Source organism: Clostridioides sp. ZZV14-6345 (genome assembly GCF_020657775.1).
Lineage (GTDB): Bacteria > Bacillota > Clostridia > Peptostreptococcales > Peptostreptococcaceae > Clostridioides > Clostridioides difficile_D.
The window spans coordinates 1-16,479 of sequence record NZ_JAGWCX010000030.1 but is presented as its reverse complement, the minus strand read 5'-3'; the positions used below and the strand labels follow the sequence as shown (position 1 = coordinate 16,479).

17 protein-coding genes and 1 other annotated feature are annotated in these 16,479 nt (G+C 28.3%); all 17 genes read left to right on the top strand.

All coding sequences use genetic code 11. From position 1 onward, the window contains the following. Positions 1 to 29: 29 nt before the first annotated feature. The 17 genes from thiS to KGF39_RS09730 all read left to right on the top strand — a co-directional run bounded on the left by thiS (position 30) and on the right by KGF39_RS09730 (position 16,446). Positions 30 to 224, top strand: a complete 195-nt coding sequence (gene thiS / locus KGF39_RS09810) for a sulfur carrier protein ThiS (RefSeq protein WP_227822170.1) — start codon at positions 30 to 32, stop codon at positions 222 to 224. Next, complete coding sequence (thiF, locus tag KGF39_RS09805; protein WP_227822169.1) at positions 217 to 1,020, top strand: thiamine biosynthesis protein ThiF; 804 nt, start codon at positions 217 to 219, stop codon at positions 1,018 to 1,020. The genes thiS and thiF overlap by 8 nt, the downstream gene beginning before the upstream one ends. A gap of 62 nt (positions 1,021 to 1,082) precedes the next feature. Then, positions 1,083 to 1,853: a thiazole synthase gene (locus KGF39_RS09800; protein WP_227822168.1), complete on the top strand. Its 771-nt coding sequence runs from the start codon at positions 1,083 to 1,085 to the stop codon at positions 1,851 to 1,853. 16 nt (positions 1,854 to 1,869) lie between these two features. Beyond that, positions 1,870 to 2,973, top strand: coding sequence for a 2-iminoacetate synthase ThiH (gene thiH, locus KGF39_RS09795; protein WP_227822167.1), 1,104 nt, complete (start codon positions 1,870 to 1,872; stop codon positions 2,971 to 2,973). Continuing rightward, the gene (locus KGF39_RS09790; protein ID WP_227822166.1) at positions 2,974 to 3,672 is read left to right on the top strand and encodes a thiamine phosphate synthase; all 699 of its coding nucleotides are present in this window, start codon (positions 2,974 to 2,976) and stop codon (positions 3,670 to 3,672) included. It abuts the gene before it with no gap. 177 nt (positions 3,673 to 3,849) lie between these two features. Then, the gene (locus tag KGF39_RS09785) at positions 3,850 to 5,244 is read left to right on the top strand and encodes a YfcC family protein (RefSeq protein WP_227822165.1); all 1,395 of its coding nucleotides are present in this window, start codon (positions 3,850 to 3,852) and stop codon (positions 5,242 to 5,244) included. Positions 5,245 to 5,906: 662 nt separating this feature from the next. Further along, positions 5,907 to 7,274 (top strand): GTP pyrophosphokinase, encoded by a 1,368-nt coding sequence (locus KGF39_RS09780; RefSeq protein WP_227822164.1) that lies wholly within the window; start codon positions 5,907 to 5,909, stop codon positions 7,272 to 7,274. A 15-nt stretch (positions 7,275 to 7,289) separates the two neighbouring features. Continuing rightward, positions 7,290 to 7,907 carry a molybdenum cofactor guanylyltransferase gene (locus KGF39_RS09775; RefSeq protein ID WP_227822163.1) on the top strand — a complete coding sequence of 206 codons (618 nt, stop codon included), beginning with the start codon at positions 7,290 to 7,292 and terminating at the stop codon, positions 7,905 to 7,907. 47 nt (positions 7,908 to 7,954) lie between these two features. Further along, on the top strand, positions 7,955 to 8,326 hold the full coding sequence (locus KGF39_RS09770) for a CoA-binding protein (RefSeq protein WP_054273703.1): 372 nt from the start codon (positions 7,955 to 7,957) through the stop codon (positions 8,324 to 8,326). A 158-nt stretch (positions 8,327 to 8,484) separates the two neighbouring features. Next, complete coding sequence (locus KGF39_RS09765) at positions 8,485 to 8,823, top strand: heavy metal-binding domain-containing protein (RefSeq protein WP_227822162.1); 339 nt, start codon at positions 8,485 to 8,487, stop codon at positions 8,821 to 8,823. 470 nt (positions 8,824 to 9,293) lie between these two features. Next, positions 9,294 to 9,797 (top strand): MogA/MoaB family molybdenum cofactor biosynthesis protein, encoded by a 504-nt coding sequence (locus KGF39_RS09760; protein WP_227822161.1) that lies wholly within the window; start codon positions 9,294 to 9,296, stop codon positions 9,795 to 9,797. Positions 9,798 to 9,843: 46 nt separating this feature from the next. Then, a complete protein-coding gene (gene moaA, locus KGF39_RS09755; protein ID WP_054273706.1) occupies positions 9,844 to 10,803 on the top strand; it encodes a GTP 3',8-cyclase MoaA in 960 nt (319 codons plus the stop codon). A 3-nt stretch (positions 10,804 to 10,806) separates the two neighbouring features. Next, a complete protein-coding gene (moaC, locus tag KGF39_RS09750; protein ID WP_054273707.1) occupies positions 10,807 to 11,277 on the top strand; it encodes a cyclic pyranopterin monophosphate synthase MoaC in 471 nt (156 codons plus the stop codon). 34 nt (positions 11,278 to 11,311) lie between these two features. Further along, complete coding sequence (locus tag KGF39_RS09745) at positions 11,312 to 11,746, top strand: MOSC domain-containing protein (protein WP_054273708.1); 435 nt, start codon at positions 11,312 to 11,314, stop codon at positions 11,744 to 11,746. Positions 11,747 to 12,083: 337 nt separating this feature from the next. After that, positions 12,084 to 12,295, top strand: a binding site (T-box leader). A gap of 162 nt (positions 12,296 to 12,457) precedes the next feature. Beyond that, a complete protein-coding gene (locus tag KGF39_RS09740; RefSeq protein ID WP_227822160.1) occupies positions 12,458 to 13,747 on the top strand; it encodes a cytosine permease in 1,290 nt (429 codons plus the stop codon). 53 nt (positions 13,748 to 13,800) lie between these two features. Then, positions 13,801 to 14,880: a DUF917 domain-containing protein gene (locus tag KGF39_RS09735; protein ID WP_107594096.1), complete on the top strand. Its 1,080-nt coding sequence runs from the start codon at positions 13,801 to 13,803 to the stop codon at positions 14,878 to 14,880. A gap of 21 nt (positions 14,881 to 14,901) precedes the next feature. Beyond that, entirely contained in the window at positions 14,902 to 16,446 is a 1,545-nt protein-coding gene (locus KGF39_RS09730; RefSeq protein ID WP_227822159.1) for a hydantoinase/oxoprolinase family protein, read from the top strand. Positions 16,447 to 16,479 lie beyond the last annotated feature (33 nt).

The following is a 16,479-nucleotide window of genomic DNA, read 5'->3' as shown; positions in this document are numbered from 1 at the left end:
AAAAAAAGTTGAAAAGAGGAGGTGATTTAGTGAAGGTTAATGGAAGAGATATTGAGTTTAAAGAAAAATTGACTGTAATAGATTTATTAAATAAGTATAATTTAAAGAGTGATAGAGTCGTAGTTGAAGTAAATCTAGACATAATTGAAGAATCTAACTACAGTACATATGTATTAAAAGATGAGGATATTGTAGAACTTATTAGCTTTATTGGAGGTGGTTAAAATAAAAATATTTGTAAATGAAGTATTAACAAATGTTGAAGAAAATACAACTGTCTACAAAGTTAGAGATAGTTATAAGCAAAACTGTGATGTGTTAGTGTTAAATGGGTATCCAATTAAAGCAGATATGCCACTTTGTGAAAATGATAAGTTAACACTTATACAAAAGGGAATTAAACCATCATTTGATGAGTTGGAAAGCTTGTTGATTGCTAGACATACTCCAAATGTGCATAATAAGTTAAAAAAAGGGAAGGTTGCTATATTGGGATTAGGGGGACTTGGTTCCAATATAGCTATCTCTTTAGCTAGAATTGGAGTAGGAGAACTTTTACTTATAGACTATGATGTCGTAGAGCCATCTAACTTAAATAGACAGCAGTATTTTATAGATGATATAGGAAAACTAAAAACTGATGCTATGATAGAAAATATAAAAAAAATAAATCCGTTTATAAAATTAAGTAAACGAGATATTTTTTTAAACAAACATAATATGGATGTTATTAAAGATTCAGATTTGATAATTGAAGCCTTTGATGATGCTTCATGTAAGGCACAGGTTTGTAATTATGTATTGATAAATTTTAAAGATAAATACCTAATAGCATCATCAGGTATGGCAGGTTACTATGATTCAAATATAATAACTACTAAGAAAATAAAAGACAAGTTTTATATATGTGGAGATTTTGTAAATGAAGCTAAATTTGGTGAAGGTCTTATGGGTCCAAGAGTTGCTATCTGTGCAAATCACATGGCAAATTTAGCAACACAAATACTTATAGATATGTAAATATTAAAATTAGATACTAAAAAGATTGAATATTAAAAAAATTGAACATGGAGGGAAAGAATATGGATAAATTGGTACTTGCTGGACATGAGTTCAGTAGCAGATTATTGGTTGGAACAGGTAAATATGGTTCAAATAATATATTACCAGAGGTAATAAAAGAAAGTGGAAGCGAAATAATAACAATGGCACTTAGAAGAGTGGATTTAGATAACAAACAAGAAAACATATTAACATACATTCCAAAAGAAATGACAATACTTCCAAATACATCAGGAGCTACTAATGCAGAAGAAGCTGTAAGAATAGCTAGAATATCTAGAAAAATGGGATGTGGAGATTTTATAAAAATAGAAGTAATATCAGATACTAGATACCTACTTCCTGATAATGAAGAAACTATAAAAGCTACAAAGATACTTGCTGATGAAGGATTTATAGTCCTTCCATATATGACACCAGACCTTTATGCTGGAAGAAGACTTATAGAAGCTAATGCAGCAGCAGTTATGCCCCTTGGAGCACCAATTGGTTCAAATCGAGGTCTTCAAATGAAGGAAATGATAAGAATAATGATAGATGAGTTGGATATACCAATAATAGTAGATGCAGGTATTGGAAAGCCATCTCAAGCTATGGAAGCTATGGAAATGGGAGCTGATGCAGTACTTGTCAACACTGCAATAGCTTCAGCAGGAGACCCTGTACAGATGGCTAGAGCATTCAAACTAGCTGTGGAAGGAGGAAGAGAAGCATATCTCGCAAAAACAGGAAGTGTATCAGAATTTGCAAATGCGTCTTCTCCTTTAACAGGTTTTTTAGGCAATTTATAGAAAGTGGTGATTGGTTATGAGTTTTTATGATGTAATAGAAAAATATAGAGATTTTGATTTTGATGGATATTTAAATAATGTTGCAGATAATGATGTTTTAAGAAGTTTATTAAAAGACAAGCTTGAAGATTTTGATGTATTAAATTTGCTTTCTAAAACTGCTGTAAAACATCTAGAAGCTATGGCACAAAAAGCACATAAATTAAGTGTTCAATATTTTGGAAAAACTGTATGTTTATATACGCCAATGTATATAGCAAATTACTGTGTTAATCAATGTGTTTATTGCAGCTATAATATAAAAAGTGGAATAAAAAGAAAAAAATTAACTATGGATGAAATTAGAGAAGAGGGAAATGCAATTTCAAAGGAAGGTTTTAAACATTTACTTGTTTTGACTGGGGAAAGTAGTTTTCACTCAAGTGTAGAATATATAGGTGAAGCTATAGAAATATTAAGAGATAAATTTCCATCTATAGGTATAGAAGTCTATCCAATGGAAGTAGAGGAATATAAGTATATTGTAGATAAAGGTGTTGAAGGACTAACAGTATATCAAGAAACTTATGACGAGGAAATATATAAAAGAGTCCATATAAAAGGGCCAAAATCAAATTATAAATTTAGGTTAGATGCTCCTGAAAGAGGTGCAAAAGCAGGTATGAGGACTCTATCAATAGGTGCACTTTTAGGGTTAAATGATTTTAGAAAAGAGACTTTTTTTACAATATTGCATGGGAAATATTTAAAAACAAAATATCCTCATATTGAGCTTTCATATTCAACACCAAGAATGAGACCTTTTAAAGGCTGTTTTGAAGAATTAGTAGATATAAGTGATACTGATTTAGTCCAAGCTATGGTATGTATGAGATTATTTGACCCTCATGCAGCCATAAATATATCGACTAGAGAGAATTTGGAAATGAGAAGTCATATAATACCTTTAGGAGTAACTAAGTTGAGTGCAGGTGTATCTACTGATATAGGAGGTCACTCTCAAGATGAACATGATACTGCTCAATTTAAGATAAATGATGAAAGTACTGTTAAAGATGTAGAGAAAATGTTAAACTCAATTGGTTATCAGCATGTATTTAAAGATTGGGAAAGATTTTAAATGTATTTGATAACAAATAGAAAGTTGTGTAGCGAAGAACGATATTTAGAAGTTATTAAAGAGTCTATATTGAGTGGTGTAGAAAATATCATAATAAGAGAAAAAGATTTAGAATATGAAGAATTAAAAAAATTATATATAAAAATAAAAACCAAAATCAATTGTATAGATTTTCAAGAGCAAATATCGAATGAAAATTTGAAAACTAATATAAATCAGAAAGAAAGTGGGAATAAGTTTAATGTTAACTTTATAATAAATAGTAATATTGAATTTTTTGAAAAAGTAGATTGTCAAGGTATTCATCTTCCCTTTAAGTTATTCTTGAATTTAATTGAAAATAAGTGTAATTTTAATAGAAATAAAATACTAGGATTATCTTTACACAAAATAGAGGAAGTAAAGTTTTTAGAAAAATTAATAAGAAATCAAAACATAAAAATAGATTACATAACATTATCACATATATATGAAACTAAATGTAAAGAAGGAGTAAATCCAAAAGGAATTAGACTTTTAAAAGAAGCGAAGGAGATTACTGATATTAAAATAGTTGCACTTGGGGGAATTTTACCATCTAATGTCAAAGAAACATTAAAATACTGTGATGATTTTGCTGTAATGTCAACTATAATGAAATCTAAAGATATTAAAAAAACAATCTTAAATTATAATGAAAAAATTGAATTAGTAAAATAGTATGTGGAATCCTTAATTTAAAGAAAAATGAAAAAGCTAGCTCTTTAGTTTTAAAAGCTAGCTTTTTATTTTGTATCTTTACTAATAAAAATTTATAAAAAGGGAAAACTTTAGTCAGAGAGATTAAATAATATCCTAGAAAGATTTAAAATTTAGTAAAGTATGGAGGACATTATAATGACTGACAGTAAAAAGAAACGATTTATTATACCACACACTTTTACAATAATATTTTTACTAATAGTCTTAATGGCAATATTGACTTGGATAGTACCAAGTGGTGAATTTAGTAGAGAAGATGTAGAAGGTAGAATGGTAGTTGTACCAGGAACTTATCAAAGTGTAGAAAGTAATCCTCAAGGATTTGCAGATGTTTTTAAAGCACCAATAGAAGGTTTTATTGATTCAGCTGAGGTAGTGGGCTTCGTTTTAATAGTTGGAGGTGCTTTTGGTATTGTAAATAGAACTGGAGCTATAGAGGCAGGAATAGCATCAGTTATATCTAAATTTAAAGGAAAAGAACTTCTTATAATTCCAATATCAATGATTTTATTTGGACTTGGAGGCACTACATTTGGGATGGCAGAAGAGACATTACCATTTTATATGATATTTGTTCCACTTATGACATCATTAGGATATGATTCTCTAACCGCCATAGCAATTGTATTTATAGGCGCAGCAGCAGGAGCCGCTGCTTCAACAATAAACCCATTTTCAGTTGGTATTGCACAGGCACTAGCTCAACTTGCTCCTGGTTCAGGAGTAACATACAGAGTAGTTATTTTTATAGCATATATATTAATCAGTATAGCGTTTGTCATGTATTATGCTAAGAAAGTAAAGGAAAATCCTGAAAGTTCAATAGTATATGAAATAGATAAAAATAATAAATCAATACTTAACCAAACTTCAACAGAAATAAAAGAGTTTACTTTTAAAGAAGTGTCTGTTCTTGCTATATTTGGAATAGGGATGGCAATAATGATTTGGGGTGTTTTAAGTCAAGGATGGTACATTCCAGAAATATCAATGTGTTTTGCTGCGATAGGTGTACTTTCTGGTTTAGTTGGTAGATTATCTCAAATTGAAATTTCAGAAAGTTTTATAGATGGAGCAAAAGATTTAGCATCAGCAGCTCTTGCGATAGCTTTAGCCCGTGGAATCGTAATAATTGCTCAAAATGGATTTATAATAGATACTATATTAAATTCCGCGGCAGCCTTTTTAGGAGGACTTCCAAAGGTTATATTTGTATATTTATCATTCTTTTTGGAAGCTGCATTGGCATTTTTAATTCCATCATCTTCAGGTCTTGCTTCACTTACAGTTCCTGTACTTGCTCCTCTTGGTGATTTGGTTAACATATCAGCTCAAGTAATAGTAACTGCTTATCAGTTTGGTGTAGGTCTTACAAATTTTATAACTCCAACTTCAGGAGTACTGATGGGAGCACTTGCAGTGGCTCATATTCCATTTTCAAAATGGGTAAGATTTATAATGCCTATATTGTTGATTTTAACAGCTTTATCTCTAGTATTTTTAACAATAGGTATATATATAGGGTTTTAGTTAAAGATAGTTTTATTTAATATATTTAGAAATTATATAAAAGAATAAAAAGATATTTTTAAATAAATTGCCACTAAATTACTTAATGGCAATTTATTTTTTGGAATCAGAAATAAATTGCCATTAAGTAATTTAGCAACTTGTTCATGAGAAAAATTTTATAAATTTAGTAAATTTCTAATAAGTATTTTTAAGTACATATAAAAAATTCAATTATATAAAACAAATTTAGCTATCTAATTTTAATTACTTTACACAAGTTAAAAGGATGTTTAAGGATGTTTTGAGTTATTATCTAGTTAGACATAGTCTTAATTGTTATATTTCTTGTTTGATTAAGTATTGATTTGTTATTTTTATATATTTGTATAAAAATAATTTTATATAAAAAATGACAAAAAATTATAATAAATATATATTTTCTCGTCTAATTTATTGAATTATATTCATTTAGACTACTGACTATTGTTTTATATGATAAATTAGTAAAAAAATAAAAATAAAAGTCAAAAAGCTAAATAAATTAATATTAATTTGAAATATATATGAAGGTTTTTGGAGAATACTTACTTATGGTAGGAAAAAATGTTAAAATAAGAGTGTAATTAAATATAAAGGACTGAAATAGCTAACAGTTATTAAACATAGGAGTGTAAAAATTTATGGGATTAAAAGAATTTGATTTTATTGAAGAGTCTATTGATATGTTGAGAACAATGTCTCCAACATTAGAAACTATATCAGATGAAATAGAAGAGTATTTTGAAAATATTTTGGATGAAAAGAATCAAGAATATATAAATGTAAACTCTAGAATAAAATCAGAATCAAGTTTAAGGGAAAAGATAATTAGAAATAGATATTTAAAGAAATATGGAGAAGCAAGTAACCTTATTCATAATGTTTCTGACTTAATAGGTTTAAGAATTGAGTGCAGATTTATTGAAGATGAAAACAAGATATATAGACTTTTAAGAAGATATTTTAATAAAACAGATGACAAAATAAACTATTATAATAAAGAAAATAAGAACATTAAATTAAAATTGTCTGAAAGGCAACCTAATAAGCAAAAAAATGGATTTGAAATATATAAAATAGATGGTGTTTTTGCATATTTAGATAGAGAAGTAAAATTTGAACTTCAAATTAAATCTCTTGTAAATGTGTTTTGGAGTGAAATTGAACATAAAATAATTTATAAAAATAATACATATTTACTTGCTGATAAATTTATAAAGGATATGATGGACTCTATAAAGAATAATCTTACTATGATAGATAATCAGCTTTTAAGCATTTATAAAAACTTTCACTCAGGAAAAGCTTTTAATATGAAAGTAAGCAAAAAAGAAATTGAAAAGTTGTTTGCGAAATTAGTATACGATGCTTTTTCTGAAAAAATGAACAAAAGTATAGGCTTCGTTGTGGATTTTAAAAAACCATGTGAAACTATATTAAGTTATTCTTTTAATAAACAAGATATAAGTGATGAAGTTTTAGGCAATTTTATGCTTGATGAGTTTGCAAGATTAAATGAAATTGTAAATAAGGATATAAACTTTAATGATCAAATAGAATTTGAAAGAGAACCAACATTTGATGATAAATTTTGTAAAGACCTAGGAAATCATTTTAGAAGTAGATTAAATACGGAATTTCCATGGAATTTATTTTTTAGAATATTATTTGAAATAGAGCCATGTAACAATACAGAAGACTTTGAAAACTTTGTAGAGTTTATAAAAGAAAATGTATTGCTAGAGGAGAATAGAGAACAACTATTATGCCAATTTGAAGAAGACAGTAAGTTTATAATTGAAGATATGTATACTTATATATTTAATAGTATAAGTGAGATTGATAGTGTTGAAATTTTATATAACTATAATCTTGAAAAAATAAACTTCACATCAAGTGAAATTATAAATTGCATATGTAGAGAATATGAATGCTATGGTGAATATTTAGAAGAAAAAGAAAAGCTTATGAATGCATTTAAAGAAAAAATTATTCAAATCTTTGAGTAATAAGTCAATGTTGAAATGGCGCTAGTGCGCCATTTTTCAAATATATATGAATTAAATAAAATTATTTTAGAGGAGGCGATTTGTATAGAGAGAACAGGTGTGATTTTGGCTGGAGGAAAAAATTCTAGAATGGGGAGAGATAAAGCCTTTCTTGAGCTACATGAAAAGCTTTTTATTGAAATTGCAATAGAGATATTTAAAAATTTTAATGAGGTAATAATAATATCTAATAATGAAGAATTATATTCTAAATATGATATTAGAGTTTATAATGATATAGTAAAAAATGTTGGTCCAATTGGAGGAATATATACTGCTCTTGAATATGCAAAGTATGATATAGTTACAGTTGCATGTGATATGCCATATCTAAATAATAAAGTGGTTGAAAGAATAGCTAATGAAATGGATGACAAAAGTGTGATTTCGGTGACAAATGGAAAGTTACAACCATTGTGTTCTGGATATAAAAAGAGTATAATAAATAAGGTATCTTTATGTATAGGGGAAAATGATTTAAAGCTCAGAAGCCTTATAGACAAAATAGATAAAAGCTATATATACTTTGATGAAGAAGATTTATTTTTAAATGTAAACACTATTGATGAGTATGAAAAATTAACTAGAGTTTAATTAGCTATGATTGTAAAATAGAGTAGGATTTATATGGAGGAGAGTTTATGAATTTACTTAAATGCGATTCTTGGGCAGTAATACTAAATAATAGCGATGAAGAAAGCAAAGCATATAAAATATTAGATGAACTTAAAAAGAATATGTATAAAGTTGTTGCTATAGATGAAGAGAAGAAACCTATTGATGGTATAGATGTGTATGAGTGCTTAAAAGATGTTCCACACAATATTGATGTTGTAGCCATTATTGACAAACAGTCTAAGATGGATGTAATTTTAGAAGAAGTAGAACTTTTGGATATACAAAATATATGGTTTGAAAAAGGAAGCTTTAGTGAAATGATGATTAAAAAGACTAAAGACTTAAAATTAAATGTAGAATATAATTTAAGCTTGTATGATGAGTTGACTAGATAAGATTATATATTTTAATAATAAAAGATATAACTAGTTAATAGAACATATTATTTTATAGTATAGATTTGCTAATGAAACATTAAGTTACAATATTTGTTAAAAGATTATGGATTACATGATATAATATATTAAATAGGATACTAAGGAGTTGATATATTATGTTAATAGTAACTACAGAAAAAGTAGAAGGCAAAAAGATATCAGAAGTTTTAGGACTAGTAAGAGGTAGTACAATAAGAGCAAAACATGTTGGAAAAGATATAGGAGCAAGTTTTAAAAATCTTGTTGGAGGAGAACTTACAGGATATAATGAAATGCTTACAGAAGCAAGACAAATTGCCATAGGTAGAATGGTTGAAGATGCAAAAGCTAAAGGTGCAAATGCAGTAATAGCATTCAGACTGTCTTCAGCTTCAGTTATGCAAGGTGCAGCAGAAATTCTTGCTTATGGAACAGCAGTTATTTTAGAAGATGATAATGATGTGGTTGGAAAATAAAATATAAATAGTTAAAAAGAGGCATCTTTTAAAAATTTTATGGGTGCCTTTTTTTATTTGAAAAAACTAATATAAGAGAGAATTTTAATCATTATGACAATAAAATTAGGCTGATATTATATAAATAAGTAAAATTATATTATATAATATATGGTATAGACTTTAAAAATTTTATTGGTAGAGAAAAATATTAATAATGTTATAATAATTATAGAAATTGAAAGTACTCGCACATTTGTTATATAAATTACATATATACTAGTTTTGTATTTGATATAGTTATAAAGTAATATCTTTCATTTTGAGAACGTTGGAATAATAAAAAATGTATGTATTAATAGGTGATATAATTAAAAAAATAAATATAATATGTTATATTACTGAGGAAAAAGTAAATAAAATAGAGTAGATTTTATTAAATGGATTTGTGTTTATAGGGGCGTAATCAATGTATAGAGGGGTGAAATTATATGTTTAATGTTGCAATTATAACACTTAGTGATAAAGGATATGAAGGAAAAAGAGAAGATATAACAGGAAAAAAATTAACTGAATTTGTTGAAAATACAGGAGTTTACAAAGTTATTGAATACATATTGATAAAAGATGATAAGGAAATGCTAAAGGAAAATATTATAAAACTTTGTAATAGCAATAAAATAGACTTAATTCTTACTAATGGAGGTACTGGTTTTTCAAAAAGAGATATAACTCCAGAAGCAACTAAAGAGGTGTTAGAAAAAGAGATACCAGGTCTTAGTGAATATATGAGAATGAAATCTACAGAAATTACCAAAAAAGCTATACTAAGTAGAGGTGTAAGTGGAATAAGAAAAAATTCTATAATAATAAATTTACCTGGAAGTCCAAAAGGTGCAGTTGAAAATCTGAGTTTTATCATTGATGTTTTAGACCATGGTATAGAGATTTTAAGAGGAGAATCTACAGAATGTGCCACTAAAAAAAGTGAATAGTACATAATTTAGATAGATAAAAAATAGACAAAGAGGTAGATAGAGTATGATTGATAATTATGGAAGAAAAATAGACTACCTTCGTATTTCACTTACAGATAAGTGTAATTTAAGGTGTGTTTATTGTATGCCACCAGATGTAAAATTTGATAAAAATTATATAAATGAAAATTTAAGTTTTGAAGATTACAAATTTATTATAAAGGCTATGGCAGAGCAAGGAATAACAAAAGTTAGATTTACTGGAGGAGAACCTCTTTTATATCCTAACTTGAATGAACTTATAAAATTTACAAAAGAAGAATGTGGAATAAATAATATTGGAATGACCACTAATGCTATTGGACTTTCTGATAGAATATTTGAGCTTGAAAAATGTGGTTTAAATAAAGTAAATATAAGTTTAGATTCTTTGAAGGAATATAAATATAAATCTGTAACAAGAGGTGGAAATTTAAAAGATGTCTTAAAATCGATTGAATCGTGTTTAAATTTAGGCATAAAAGTAAAGCTAAATTGTGTTGCTATAAGTGGATTTAATGATGATGAACTTAAAGACTTTATGTTTTTAACAGTTAAATCACCAATTGATGTAAGATTTATAGAGCTGATGCCATTAGGTGAGGCTAATAGAGTTTATAAAAAGGGTTATTTTAATGTAAAAGAAATGATTGAAAAAATATATGGTTTATATAAAGTTAAAAATGATGAGAAAAGCACAGCAGAATATTATATGTTTAAAGGAGCTAAAGGAAGAATAGGAATTATAACTCCATTAAGCTGTTCATTTTGCAACACTTGTAATCGTATTAGACTTACTTCTAGTGGTGCAATAAAATTATGTCTCCATTCAAAAGAAGAGATAGATATAAAACCATTTTTACATAAACCATTGTTATTTAGAGAATCTATGAAAGATATAATAAAACAAAAACCAGAAAAACATCATTTAATAGAAAATAAATGTAGTGATACAAATAGGCGTATGTATGAAATTGGAGGATAAGCAATGTTAACACATATAAATGAAAAAGGGTATGCCAAGATGGTGGATATAAGTGAAAAAGATGATACTAAAAGAACAGCTGTGGCAACAGCTACAATTACTCTCAGCCAAGAAGCTTTAGAAAAAGTAAAAAATGGTCAGATAAAAAAAGGAGATGTTTTATCTGTAGCTCAAGTTGCAGGTATAATGGGAGCTAAAAATACATCTTCAAATATACCAATGTGCCATCAGATTAAATTAGTTGGATGTGATTTGGAGTTTGATATAGATGATTCTATGTCTGCTATTAAGATATATGCAACTTGTAAATCTCTTGGAAAAACTGGAGTAGAAATGGAAGCTTTAAGTGCATGTTCTTTAGCAGCACTTACAATTTATGATATGTGTAAAGCAGTTGACAAAAAAATGGTTATAAGTAATATACATCTTGTGGAGAAGAATGGTGGAAAATCAGGAGATTTTAAGTTCGAGTAAATTAATAATATATGGGTGAAAATTTGGAGGAAATATGGCTAAGGTAGTATCAATAAATATAAGTGAGAAAAAGGGTGTAATTAAGGTTCCTGTACAATGTGCAGAATTAAAAGTAAATCATGGAATAGTTGGAGATGCACATGCAGGGAACTGGCATCGTCAAATAAGCTTACTTGGAAAAGAAAGTATAGATAAAATGAAAATGAGGGGTTTTGACCAATTAAAATTTGGAGATTTTGCTGAAAATATAACTACAGAGGGAATAGAAGTATTTTCACTACCTATTGGTACAAAGTTGAGAATAGGGCAATGTGAAGTTGAAGTAACTCAAATAGGAAAAAAGTGTCACAGTGGATGTGAAATTAAAAAATTGACAGGAGACTGTGTAATGCCACGAGAGGGAATTTTTGTAAAAGTTATAAAGGAAGGTATTATAAAAGTTGAAGATTCAATAGATATAATTCAATAAAATTACTATTAAAATATAATTATATTAAGCTATGAACGTAAAATCATAGCTTTTTGTTTTGTAATTTTAAAATATAATATTTTTTTTATATACTTTGAAAGATATTTTATATAAAATTAATTATTTAAGTGTATATTATTCATGCTGTAAATTTATAGATGATAAAGTATAAAAAGATAAATTTTGATGAAATTAAAAAAAATACATAATATAAGTATAGTAATAATATAAAAAATTACATATAAAACTAAAAAATGCAAGTAATTGACTTTTTAAGTTGACAAAATATTGCATATATATTATGATATAAATCATAAATTAACTACAAATCAATATTATATATTCGTAGAAGAAGAAAGTAGCATAAAGGAATTTTACAGAGAGTTAGATTTGGCTGAGAACTAATATTGGAATTTATGTGAAAAGGACTTTGGAGAATACTATTGTAATTATATTATAATAGTGGTTTAATTCGCCTTAAGAAAATGAGTGAGTAAAATTAATTTTTACTAATAAGAGTGGTAACACGGATTTATATTCGTCTCTTGGATTTTTCCAAGAGGCGTTTTTTATTATAAACTTATTTCAGAAAATTTAAAACTATATATTAAATGAAAAGTATAAAAATATGATAGTTAATAAATTTATAAATTAGAAAATTGTAAAATATGCTAAAGTCAGTGGCTTTACGATTTAAATGGAGGGATGAAAATGGAAGAAGAAAAAATTAACTATGCTCTGGAACAGATTCCAGAGAATCAAAAACGTGGTTGGGTAGCTATGTTTTCAGTTTTAGTAGCAATAGGTGTGGATTTATCATCTGTTATCTTAGGGGCTGAGTTGGCACAGAGTATGCTAATGAAACAAGCAATATTGTCAGTAATTGTTGGTTCATTTTTTTCTGCAATTTTGTATACTACATGCTCTTTGGTTGGTTCATCTACAAGTTTATCTACATCTATGATAACAAAGTATGTATTTGGAGAAGCTGGAGCAAAAATATTTTCTCTAGTTATAGGGGTTTCTCTATTAGGGTGGTTTGGAGTTCAAGTAGGTTTCTTTGCCCAAAATGCACAGATAATAATAAAAGATATATTTAATCTAGATGTGAGTATGCAGATTTTAAGTCTCATAGGTGGTCTCTTGATGATGAGTACTGCAATTTATGGATATAAAGCAATGGAAAAGCTTAGTGTATATTCAGTACCATTCTTATTAATTCTTATGATGTTAACTATATTTTTAGCCTTTAGAACAAATGGAATTCCAGTTGATGATAATATGAAATCTACTATGACATTTGCAGGTGGAGTTTCTTTATCAATGAGTATAATAATAGTTGGTGCAATAGTATCTCCTGATATAAGCCGTTGGGCTAAAAGTAGAAGAGATTGTGCACTTTCAAGTTTCTTAGGAATACAATTTGGAAATGCTTTTATGATAATAGTTTCAATAATATTAGTAAAATGTATGGGGACTTCTGATATTATGAGAATTTTTATTACATTAGGAATTGCTATACCAGGTATAATTGTACTTACATTAGCTCAATGGACTACAAATACAAGTAATGTATATTCAGCATCACTAAGTATAGCTCTTGTACTTAAGAAAGCTCCTGAGAAAGTATTAACTATAGTTCTTGGTATTGTGGCTACATTATTAGCTGTATTTGGAATATATGAAGGTTTTATAGGATTTTTGAATTTACTTGGAATTGTAATTGCACCTGTTGGTGGTGTATATACAGCAGAATATTACATAGTAAAGCAAGAGCTTAAAGGTTTTGATAAAGGTGTATTATATAAACCAATAGTTAAACGTTCAATAGTGTCTTGGATAATTGGTATATTAATAACTTACCTTTCAACATATGGATTTATAACTCTTACTACTATAGCTCCTTTAGATGGATTTATAGCAGGATTTATAGTACAATCTATTATTGGAAAAGTGCTTTGTTCAGTGAAAAATAAGCAAGAAATAGACAAAGCAGTATAATGAAGTTTGTTTATAAAGTATAAAATAAAATTGAAATATGAGGAGAAAGTAACATGAGATTTTTAACAGAAGAAAGTGTAGATAAAATAGCAGTTGGTGCAGCAGTACTTGGAACTGGAGGTGGAGGTGACCCATATGTAGGTAAATTAGTTGCAAAACAAGCAATTAAAAAGTATGGTCCTGTAAAAGTAATAAGCTTGGATGAACTTGATGATGATGCTCTAGTAGTTCCAGTATCTGGTATGGGTTCTCCTGTAATTACAATAGAAAAATTACTTTCTGAAGTGGAATTAACTACACCTTTAGAGATAATGGAAAAATTATTAAATAGAAAAGTAGATGTTATAATTCCTATAGAAATAGGTGGGATAAATTCACTTATGCCAATAGCAGTTGCTGCAAAAAAAGGACTTCCTATCTTAGACGCAGATTCTATGGGGAGAGCTTTTCCTGAAGCTCAAATGGTAACTTTTTATCTTGAAGGATATGAGGCATCTCCTGCTGTAATGTCTGATGAAAAAGGTAATTCTGCTATTCTTTATCCTGTGGATGGAATTTGGTCAGAAAGACTGGCTAGAACCTTAACTGTAGAAATGGGAGGAAGTTCTTCTATTAGTGACTATAATTTAAGTGGGGCTCAAGTTAAAAAAGCTGCTATAGGTAATACACTTACAATAGCTGAAACTATAGGAGGATTTTTACTTGAAAATAAATCCGATTCAAAAGGTGCTGTTGGAAATATACTAAAAGAATTAAATGGATACAAATTGTTTGAAGGAAAAGTAATTGATATTAAGAGAGAGTTGAAAGGTGGATTTACTAGAGGACATGCCTTTTTTGCTGGAATTAATGAATATGATGGAGAGTACTCTATATTATTCCAAAATGAGAATTTAATTGCAAAAAAAGGTGATACACCACTTTGTATTACACCAGACTTGATAGCAGTATTAGATTTAGAAACTGGATTTCCAATAACTACAGAAAGAATAAAATACGGTTCTCGTGTTATGGTAGTAGCTTTTCCTTGTAATGAAAAATGGAGAACAGAAAAAGGAATTGAGACAGTTGGACCTGGATACTTTGGATATGATGTTGAATATAAAACAGTAGAAGAATTACAAGGAAAATAAAAAGTTTAGGAGGAAATTTTGATGTATCGTGTAGGAATTGACGTTGGAGGAACAAATACAGATGCTTGTATACTGGATGGGGAATTAAAAGTAATTCATTCAGTTAAGGTGGCAACTACAAAAGATGTTGAAACTGGTGTTTACAATGCCTTAAAAAAAGTTATAGATGAAAGTAAAATTGACCATTCTTTAATAAAATATGCTATGCTTGGTACAACTCATTGTACGAATGCTATTGTAGAAAGAAAAAGACTTAATAATGTGGCTATGATAAGAATAGGGAAACCAGCAACTACTGCTATTCTTCCTTTTATAGATTGGCCAGAAGATTTAAGAGAAAAAATAGAGTTAGATTCAATATTGGTATCTGGTGGATATGAGTTCGATGGTAGAAAGATAAATGAACTTTGTAAGGATGAAGTTGTAGAATTTTGCAACAGAATAAAAGACAAAGTGGAAAGTGTTGCAATAAGTGGAGTATTTGCTCCAGTAAATAAACAACAAGAAGAAGAAGTTGCAACGTGGGTTAGAGAAATTCTAGGGGACATTCCTATATCTTTATCAAATGAAATAGGCAATATAGGTATATTAGAAAGAGAAAATGGAGCTATCTTAAATTCTGCATTATCTCAAGTAGGCAAAGCTGTATCTTTAGGATTTGAAAAAGCACTTAAAGATTTAGGTATAGATGCTCAAATATATTTCAGTCAAAATGATGGAACATTAATGAATTTAGAGTATACAATGAAATACCCGATTTTTACAATTGGATGTGGAATAACAAATTCTATAAGAGGGGCTTCTTTCTTATCAGAAGTAAAAAATGCAATAGTACTAGATGTTGGAGGAACTACAAGTGACTTAGGTGTACTATACAATGGATTCCCTAGAGAATCATCAATTCCAGTTACAATTGGGGGAGTACACACAAATTTTAGAATGCCAGATGTTTTAACTATTGGTCTTGCTGGTGGGACATGTGTAAAAGGAGAAAAAGATAATATAAAGATAGGTCCTGAAAGTGTGGGATATAAAATAACTGAAGACGCAATAATATTTGGTGGAGATACTTTAACTTTATCAGATGTTGTTACAAAGTTAGATATGGCATTTGAAGATAGAAAAAGTAATGTTGAAAATTTAGATAAAGAGTATTGTGATGAGGTATATAAGGAAGTTATTTTAAAATTAGAAGATGCTGTAGACCAAATGAAGACTAGTCAAGATGATGTTGAATTGGTTTTAACTGGTGGAGGAAGTATAATTGTTCCTGAAAAACTAAGAGGTATAAGTAATGTTATAAGACCTCCTCACTATACTGCTGCAAATGCTATTGGTGCAGCTTTAGGACAAATAAGTGGAGATGTAGAAAAAGTATACAGTTTAGATAAAATGTCTAGGGAAGATGCTATAGAAGATGCAAAAAAAGAGGCTGTAAATAAAGCTCTAAAAGCTGGTGCTAAAGAAGATACTATAGAAGTATTAAATATAGAAGATGTTCCGCTTGCATACCTTCCTGGTAATGCACTTCTTATAAAAGTAAAAGTTGTTGGTGATTTAATTTAAAGGGTCTTTAAAATAAAGTGTGTATTCTTCTAA

Coding starts and splice junctions, on each gene's coding strand:
- KGF39_RS09765 (WP_227822162.1), top strand. CDS start 8,485: ATGTTAATAGTAACTACAGAAAAAGTAGAAGGCAAAAAGATATCAGAA.
- KGF39_RS09790 (WP_227822166.1), top strand. CDS start 2,974: ATGTATTTGATAACAAATAGAAAGTTGTGTAGCGAAGAACGATATTTA.
- KGF39_RS09800 (WP_227822168.1), top strand. CDS start 1,083: ATGGATAAATTGGTACTTGCTGGACATGAGTTCAGTAGCAGATTATTG.
- KGF39_RS09740 (WP_227822160.1), top strand. CDS start 12,458: ATGGAAGAAGAAAAAATTAACTATGCTCTGGAACAGATTCCAGAGAAT.
- thiH (WP_227822167.1), top strand. CDS start 1,870: ATGAGTTTTTATGATGTAATAGAAAAATATAGAGATTTTGATTTTGAT.
- KGF39_RS09775 (WP_227822163.1), top strand. CDS start 7,290: ATGGCGCTAGTGCGCCATTTTTCAAATATATATGAATTAAATAAAATT.
- KGF39_RS09745 (WP_054273708.1), top strand. CDS start 11,312: ATGGCTAAGGTAGTATCAATAAATATAAGTGAGAAAAAGGGTGTAATT.
- KGF39_RS09760 (WP_227822161.1), top strand. CDS start 9,294: ATGTTTAATGTTGCAATTATAACACTTAGTGATAAAGGATATGAAGGA.
- KGF39_RS09730 (WP_227822159.1), top strand. CDS start 14,902: ATGTATCGTGTAGGAATTGACGTTGGAGGAACAAATACAGATGCTTGT.
- moaC (WP_054273707.1), top strand. CDS start 10,807: ATGTTAACACATATAAATGAAAAAGGGTATGCCAAGATGGTGGATATA.
- KGF39_RS09735 (WP_107594096.1), top strand. CDS start 13,801: ATGAGATTTTTAACAGAAGAAAGTGTAGATAAAATAGCAGTTGGTGCA.
- moaA (WP_054273706.1), top strand. CDS start 9,844: ATGATTGATAATTATGGAAGAAAAATAGACTACCTTCGTATTTCACTT.
- KGF39_RS09780 (WP_227822164.1), top strand. CDS start 5,907: ATGGGATTAAAAGAATTTGATTTTATTGAAGAGTCTATTGATATGTTG.
- KGF39_RS09770 (WP_054273703.1), top strand. CDS start 7,955: ATGAATTTACTTAAATGCGATTCTTGGGCAGTAATACTAAATAATAGC.
- KGF39_RS09785 (WP_227822165.1), top strand. CDS start 3,850: ATGACTGACAGTAAAAAGAAACGATTTATTATACCACACACTTTTACA.